This window comes from Bradyrhizobium sp. CSA112 (assembly GCF_029051645.1).
GTDB lineage: Bacteria > Pseudomonadota > Alphaproteobacteria > Rhizobiales > Xanthobacteraceae > Bradyrhizobium.
In genome coordinates, this window is sequence record NZ_JAACFS010000037.1 from 69,007 (window position 1) to 75,545 (window position 6,539).

8 protein-coding genes are annotated in these 6,539 nt (G+C 63.3%); 5 read left to right on the top strand and 3 right to left on the bottom strand.

From position 1 onward, the window contains the following. Positions 1-91 precede the first annotated feature (91 nt). Positions 92-1,225, top strand: coding sequence for a tRNA guanosine(34) transglycosylase Tgt (tgt, locus tag GWE18_RS35160; RefSeq protein WP_275190250.1), 1,134 nt, complete (start codon positions 92-94; stop codon positions 1,223-1,225). Positions 1,226-1,231: 6 nt separating this feature from the next. On the opposite strand, the gene GWE18_RS35165 is transcribed toward tgt, so the two are convergent. Beyond that, positions 1,232-1,447 (bottom strand): hypothetical protein, encoded by a 216-nt coding sequence (locus GWE18_RS35165; protein ID WP_275190251.1) that lies wholly within the window; start codon positions 1,445-1,447, stop codon positions 1,232-1,234. 233 nt (positions 1,448-1,680) lie between these two features. Between GWE18_RS35165 and cysK the strand changes: the two genes are divergently transcribed. Together cysK and GWE18_RS35175 are read left to right on the top strand one after the other, a co-directional pair. Continuing rightward, positions 1,681-2,658 (top strand): cysteine synthase A, encoded by a 978-nt coding sequence (cysK, locus tag GWE18_RS35170; protein WP_275190252.1) that lies wholly within the window; start codon positions 1,681-1,683, stop codon positions 2,656-2,658. 2 nt (positions 2,659-2,660) lie between these two features. Beyond that, a complete protein-coding gene (locus GWE18_RS35175; RefSeq protein WP_275190253.1) occupies positions 2,661-2,903 on the top strand; it encodes a BrnA antitoxin family protein in 243 nt (80 codons plus the stop codon). An 85-nt stretch (positions 2,904-2,988) separates the two neighbouring features. On the opposite strand, the gene GWE18_RS35180 is transcribed toward GWE18_RS35175, so the two are convergent. Next, on the bottom strand, positions 2,989-4,422 hold the full coding sequence (locus GWE18_RS35180; protein ID WP_275190254.1) for a caspase family protein: 1,434 nt from the start codon (positions 4,420-4,422) through the stop codon (positions 2,989-2,991). A gap of 178 nt (positions 4,423-4,600) precedes the next feature. Then, positions 4,601-5,479, bottom strand: a complete 879-nt coding sequence (locus GWE18_RS35185) for a DMT family transporter (protein ID WP_275190255.1) — start codon at positions 5,477-5,479, stop codon at positions 4,601-4,603. Positions 5,480-5,727: 248 nt separating this feature from the next. On the opposite strand from GWE18_RS35185, the gene GWE18_RS35190 reads away from it, so the two are divergent. Together GWE18_RS35190 and GWE18_RS35195 are read left to right on the top strand one after the other, a co-directional pair. Continuing rightward, the gene (locus GWE18_RS35190) at positions 5,728-6,126 is read left to right on the top strand and encodes a RidA family protein (protein WP_275190256.1); all 399 of its coding nucleotides are present in this window, start codon (positions 5,728-5,730) and stop codon (positions 6,124-6,126) included. 84 nt (positions 6,127-6,210) lie between these two features. Then, complete coding sequence (locus GWE18_RS35195) at positions 6,211-6,411, top strand: hypothetical protein (protein WP_275190257.1); 201 nt, start codon at positions 6,211-6,213, stop codon at positions 6,409-6,411. Positions 6,412-6,539: the final 128 nt, after the last annotated feature.

Here is a 6,539-nt window from a genome sequence, read left to right on the forward strand (position 1 = left end):
GTGCCCGAGTGCTCCCGAGTTGGGCACCAAGCGTCAGATTTCATCCACTGGGCGGTTGATTGGCCGTTCCCGGCACGTAATAAGCAGCGCCATGAATCTTCCCAATCATTTCGAATTGCTCGCCACCAATGGCACTGCCCGCACCGGCCGCCTGACCACGCCGCATGGCGTGGTGAACACGCCGGCCTTCATGCCGGTCGGCACCGCGGGCGCCATGAAGGGCATGCATTGGCGCGAGGTGCGCGACGCCGGTGCCGACATCGTGCTCGGCAACACCTATCATCTGATGCTGCGGCCGGGCGCCGAGCGGATCGCCGCGCTCGGGGGCCTGCAGGCCTTCACCGGCTGGAACGGACCGATGCTGACGGACTCCGGCGGCTTTCAGGTGATGTCGCTGTCGGACCTGCGCAAGGTGAGCGAGAAGGCCGTGACCTTCCGTTCGCATATCGACGGCGCCAAGGTCGAGCTGTCGCCGGAACGCTCGATCGAGGTGCAGCGCCTCCTGGGTGCTGACATCGCGATGCAGATGGACGAGTGCGTGCGGCTGCCGGCCGGGCGCGACGACATCGAGCGCGCGATGCGGCTGTCGCTGCGCTGGGCGGAGCGCAGCAAGCGCGCGTTCGAGGCTGCACCTGATGGCTACATGCTGTTCGGCATCGTGCAGGGCGGCGACATTCCCGGGATGCGCCATGTCAGCGCGCGCGAGTTGGTCGAGATCGGCTTCCACGGTTACGCGATCGGCGGACTTGCGGTCGGCGAGCCGCAGGCGGTGATGCTTTCGATGATCGAGGAAACCGCGCCGGCGCTGCCCGCCGATCGTCCGCGCTACCTGATGGGCGTCGGCACGCCCGAAGATCTGATGGAGGCGGTGGCGCGCGGCATCGACATGTTCGACTGCGTGCTGCCGACCCGCAACGGCCGGCACGGCATGGCGTTCACCCGCTTCGGCCAGATCAATCTGCGCAACGCCCGCCATGCCGACGATCCGCGGCCGCTCGACGAGGAAAGCGAATGGCCCTCGGCGCGCAACATCTCGCGCGCCTATCTGCATCATCTGGTCAGGTCGGGAGAAACGCTCGGGGCGATGCTGCTGTCGGAAATCAACGTGGCCTATTTCCAGCACCTGATGCGGGGCATGCGCGAGGCGATCGCGAGCGGCACGTTCGAGACGTTCCAAAAACAAACGCGCGCCGGTTGGGCGCGCGGTGACATTGCTCCAAGATAGTTTGAGTTAATTACAGGCAAACCTCTTGATCGAATGTTTGGTCACGAACCCGTAACCGCAGGTGTCACAGGTCCAGAGATAGCTGATCACGTTGTCGTTGAGGTAGGCGGAAGCTTCCGCCGCCACCATGGTGTCGGCACACACCGGGCACGTCGGCAAATCACATCCACGCGGATCGGGCCTAGACGCTAGGGTCGACAGGATTTCAGCAATAGCTGGCATCGTGACCTCCTTGCGATCCGAACCTCAGGCTCAGCTCACTACGAAAGTATACTGCGAAATCTTTGACGATGTCGCAACACAAATGCGTTGATTTCACGATATTTAGCGACGTTCTTGTTTTGCATTGCAGCGAACGTTTCGCCCCGGCGATTCCGGCTTGCGTATCGACACAGGCGCCTCCTAAGTTGGGACACCACCAATTCCCCGCACATGATCGTCACAGGAGTGTTGAGATGGATGCGTCACCAGCCGCGAGTGCAGTGCAACGTCCGGGGCGGGGCCGCGTTTTCGACTCCCTCGTCGATGCCATCGGCGACACCCCGATCGTCCGCTTGCGCAAACTGCCGGAGGCGCATGGTGTTAGCGCAATCATCCTGGCCAAGCTCGAATACTTCAACCCAGCCGCGAGCGTGAAAGACCGCATCGGCGCGGCGATGGTGATCGCGATGGAAAAGGCCGGCGTGATCAACGCCGACACCGTGCTGATCGAGCCGACCTCCGGCAACACCGGCATTGCGCTCGCCTTTGTCGCGGCCGCGCGCGGCTACCGGCTGAAACTGGTGATGCCGGAATCGATGTCGATCGAGCGGCGCAAGATGCTTGCCTTCCTCGGCGCCGAGATCATCCTGACGCCGGCCGCGCAGGGCATGAAGGGCTCGATCGCGACGGCGGAGGAACTGGTGCGGACGACGCCCAACGCCGTGATGCCGCAGCAGTTCAAGAACCTCGCCAATCCTGAAATTCACCGCCGCACCACGGCGGAAGAGATCTGGAACGACACCGGCGGCAACATCGATATCTTCGTCGCAGGCGTCGGCACCGGCGGTACCATTACCGGCGTCGGACAGGTACTCAAGCCGCGCAAGCCGGACTTGCGGATCGTCGCCGTCGAGCCCGAGGAAAGCCCGGTGCTGTCGGGCGGGCAGCACACGCCGCACAAGATTCAGGGCATCGGCGCCGGTTTCGTTCCGGACATCCTGGATCGATCGGTCATCGACGAGATCGTCAGGATCAACGGCCCGACGGCGATCGAAACCTCGCGCGCGCTGGCGCGCATGGAAGGCATTCCCGGCGGCATTTCCTCGGGCGCTGCGATCGCGGCGGCGCTCGCGATCGGCAAACGGCCCGAGAGCTCCGGCAAGACCATCCTCGCGATCGTGCCGTCGTTCTCCGAACGCTATTTGTCAACCGCACTGTTTGAAGGAATCTAGCGATGGCGGACCAGCCGCGGCGGCCGAGAACCCTAAACGATGCGCGTACCGAAGCCGAGGCCGCGTTCAAGCGCGCGACCGCCAAGGTGGTGGCGCCGGCGCCGGCCAAACAAGCCGCTGTTCCCGGCGTGCGCGAGCAGGTCACGCTGCGCATCGACCAGGACGTGCTGGAATGGTTTCAGGAAGGCGGTCCGGGCTGGCAGGATCGCATGAACGAGGCGCTGCGAAAGGCTGCTGGCAAGTAGCTGGCCGCTGTCGAAATCGATTTGCGAAAGCACAAATGAAAAGGCCCGGGATCATCCCGGGCCTTTTTGATTGGGCTGCTCGCAACTAGCGCAGCATGCCGCCGACGACGCCGCCGATGAAGCGTCCGGCACCTGCCGGATCGGGGCCGGGGTTGCTGTACTGGCGCTGCGGCGGCGGCTGCTGCGGCTGCGCTTGAGGCTGCGCCTGAACGGTGCTGGGGGCGCGGCGCTTGGGAGCGGGCCGCTCCTCGTCGGAGCTCGCGGTCGGTGCGGCCGCGACGATCTCCGTCAGCAGCGCCTTGTGCTGCAGCCTGTTGAGGTAGCCGCTCTTGGGATAGCCGCGCGCGGCCTGCCAGCGCGTGATCACGGAACGCGTCGATTGATCGAACTGGCCGGTGACCTTGGTATCGAAGCCGAGCCCGTTGAGACGGCGCTGCACGTCGCGGCGCTGGCCCTTGTCGAGGCCGATCTGATCTTCGGTGGTCTGGTTCGCTTCATCCTTGAAGGTCGCGGGATCGATACCGGTGCTCAGGTTACGGGTCGCGTTAACGTCCTTGGCGCCGCTCTCAAGCGAGGCAATCCGCGACAACGCCAGCGATCGGAACTGACCGTTGGGATAATTGGTCAGGTAGGCATTGAGCTCTTCCGGCTTGTTGGAGTCCTTGATCGAGCGCCAGAACTCCAGTTCGACGTCCGACGCCTTTGAAGCGCCCGCCGCGGGCGCTGCAGCCGCCACGGCTCCGGGCGCGGGCGCGCCGTTCAGATAGACCGTGCCGATCAGGTTGGTGTGACCCCAGGGCAATTGTCCCTTGCTGGTCTCCTCGTTGACCTGGGCGCGGACCTTGGTCATCGCCTGCTGAATCTCGACGCCGGGCTGGGTGAGGTTAGCGAGAAGGGCGCGCGTAAACGGACTGTTGTTGCCTTCCTGGCCGTCGAGCGCAGTCTGGCCCGGGCCGGTTGCGAACGCGATCAGCGTGCCTTCGCCGGATTTCATTTCGGCCAGACCGGTCTGCACGTTGACGCTGCGGGTTGCCGCGTTCGACTTGATCTTGGCCGCGAACGGATTGTCGCGGCAGGCGTCGAGGAACACCAGCTTGACCTTGGCGTCGCCCATGGTCTGCTCGAGCGTGAGGTCGATATTGATCGCGGCGCCGAGCTTGACGTCCATTTCGGATTTGATGTCGGCGTCGATCGGCAACAGATAGTTGGTGCCGGAGATGGCAATGCCGTGACCGGCGTAGAAGAACAGCGCGACGTCGGCGCCTTGCGCCTTCTTGCCGAAGTCGAGCAGCCGCTCGGTCATCTTGTCGCGTGTTAGATTGGAACCTTCGACCACCTCGAATCCGACATTGCGCAGGGTCGCGGCCATCGCCTTCGCGTCGACCGACGGGTTCGGCAGCGGCGCGACGTTCTTGTAGGCGCCGTTACCGACGACGAAGGCAACGCGCTTTTCGGCACTGGCGGCGCCGGCCGTAAAGACCATGCAAATGACGGACAAAATGAGGGTTGGGTAACGCATTGGAATCCCCCTGCAGAATCGACAAAAAAGGCTTTGGCTGTAACGCTGTCTGGACATTACAAAGAATCGCCTGCTTCACACCACAAAAAAGCAGAGCGAACAACCAAATCCGGAGCCATCCGTTACCTTTGCGACACGCGATTCAGCGTGATCTAGATCACAGCCCGGCAAATAAAATTCAGCTTCGGGCCGATGCCTTAGTCGAAGGATTCGGTTTCAGGTTCAACAGATTGCCGGTGAGAATCAGCGCGGCCCCGAGCACGGTGAACAGATCCAGCCGTTCCGAGTAGATCAGCCAGCCCGCGGCGGCGGTCAGGGGAACCCGCAGAAAATCCATCGGGATCACCACAGTAGCATCCGCATGCAGCAACGCGCGCGCCATGCAGTAATGGGAGAACGTGCCGCAAAACGCGATCACCACGACCCAGCCCCAGAGATAGGTTGGCGGCCACGTCCAGACGTAGAGCGCTGGGAGCAGACCAGCCGCCGATTGCACCACCAGCATCCAGAACAGGATCGCGAGGGTCTGCTCCGTCCGGGTGAGCGACTTGACCATCGCGACCGAAACACCGAACCCGACTGCGGCCGCCAGGGCGATCAACTGCCCCGGATTGACCTCGCTGGTGGCAGGACGAACGATCACGACGACGCCAATTACCCCGAGCACGATCGCTGCGATCTTCCAGATGGTCATGCGCTCGCTGAGAAACATGGCGGCCAGGATTGCGGTCCAGATCGGCATGGTGAATTCGATCGCCACCACCTGGCCGATCGGGATCAGCGTCAGCGCCAAGAACCAGCCGAGCTGCGCGCCGTAGTGAATGAGGTTGCGCGCAATATGCTGCGGCAGTCGCGTCGTCTTCATCGCGACAAACCCGCCCTTGGCCCGGACCAGCGGATACAGCATCAGGAAGCCGAGGATCGAGCGCATCTCCATGAGCTGGAATACGTTGATCTCGCGCGCCGCCTCGCGCCCAGCGATCGCGATGATCAGCATCAGGGTGAGCCAGCCGGCCATCCACAGCGCGGCCAGGGTTATGGAGGGGGTGCGGTCCATTCGGAAAAAGCGAGGGGTTGGGCAGGCCGGTATCGGCGAGCGCGCCATGATTTGCAACGCGCAAATGCGCCGGGGCAGCGATGCGCGGCATTGCAAGTTCACTGTGGGAGCGGCCGCCGGTTCGGTGCTAAGGGATCGTCCCACTTGTGGTCATTCCGGGATGGTCCGAAGGACCAGACCCGGAATCTCGAGATTCCGGATCGCCGCTGCGCGACGTCCGGAATGACCAAATAGGAGGAACCTCTCGCATGCGTATCTTGCAACCGGCCGAATGGTCGAAACCCCGCGGCTTCTCGCACGGTGTCGAGGTCGACGGCCCCGGCAAATGGATCGTGCTGGCCGGCCAGACCGGCGGCGACGAGAAGGGCGATTATGCCCCTGACATGGCCGCCCAGGTCGGCACGGCGCTGAAGCGCATCGTCAAGCTGCTTGGGGAAGCCGGCGCCGGTCCTGAGCACATCGTGCGCCTGACCTGGTACCTGACCAGCCGCAGCGAATATGAAGCCGCGGGTGCAGGCATCGGCGCAGCCTGGAAGGAAACACTCGGGCGCAATTTCCCGCCATCGACGCTGCTCTACATCGAAGGGCTGGTCGACTACCGCGCAAAAGTCGAAATCGAAGTTACCGCCTTCGTGCCCAAGGCCTGACAAGGCCTAACCAGACATCACAAGCGACAGGCGCCGTCCGCTTCGACGCACGCGCCGGAAAAGACAAAAGGATATCGTGAGCCAATGACCACTCGATCGACCTCTGCAGACTTCGTGACCGCCTTCGCAACCGGCTGGCCCGAGCACCAGCCCGACATCATGGTGCTGTCGCTGACCACACACCGGGGCGTGCAGGATTTTGCGTTCAACAAGGAGCAGGCCTTGTTGATCGCCAAGACGATCAAGGAGACCGCCGCGAGACTCGCGAAACCGAAGACGAGTTAAGGGTTGAACGAGATCCACACTTGTCGTCGCCCGCGAAGGCGGGCGATCCAGTACGCCGCGGCCCATCCCTTCAAGCCGTGACGTCTCTGGTATACTGGATCGCCCGCTTTCCGCGGGCGATGACTGGT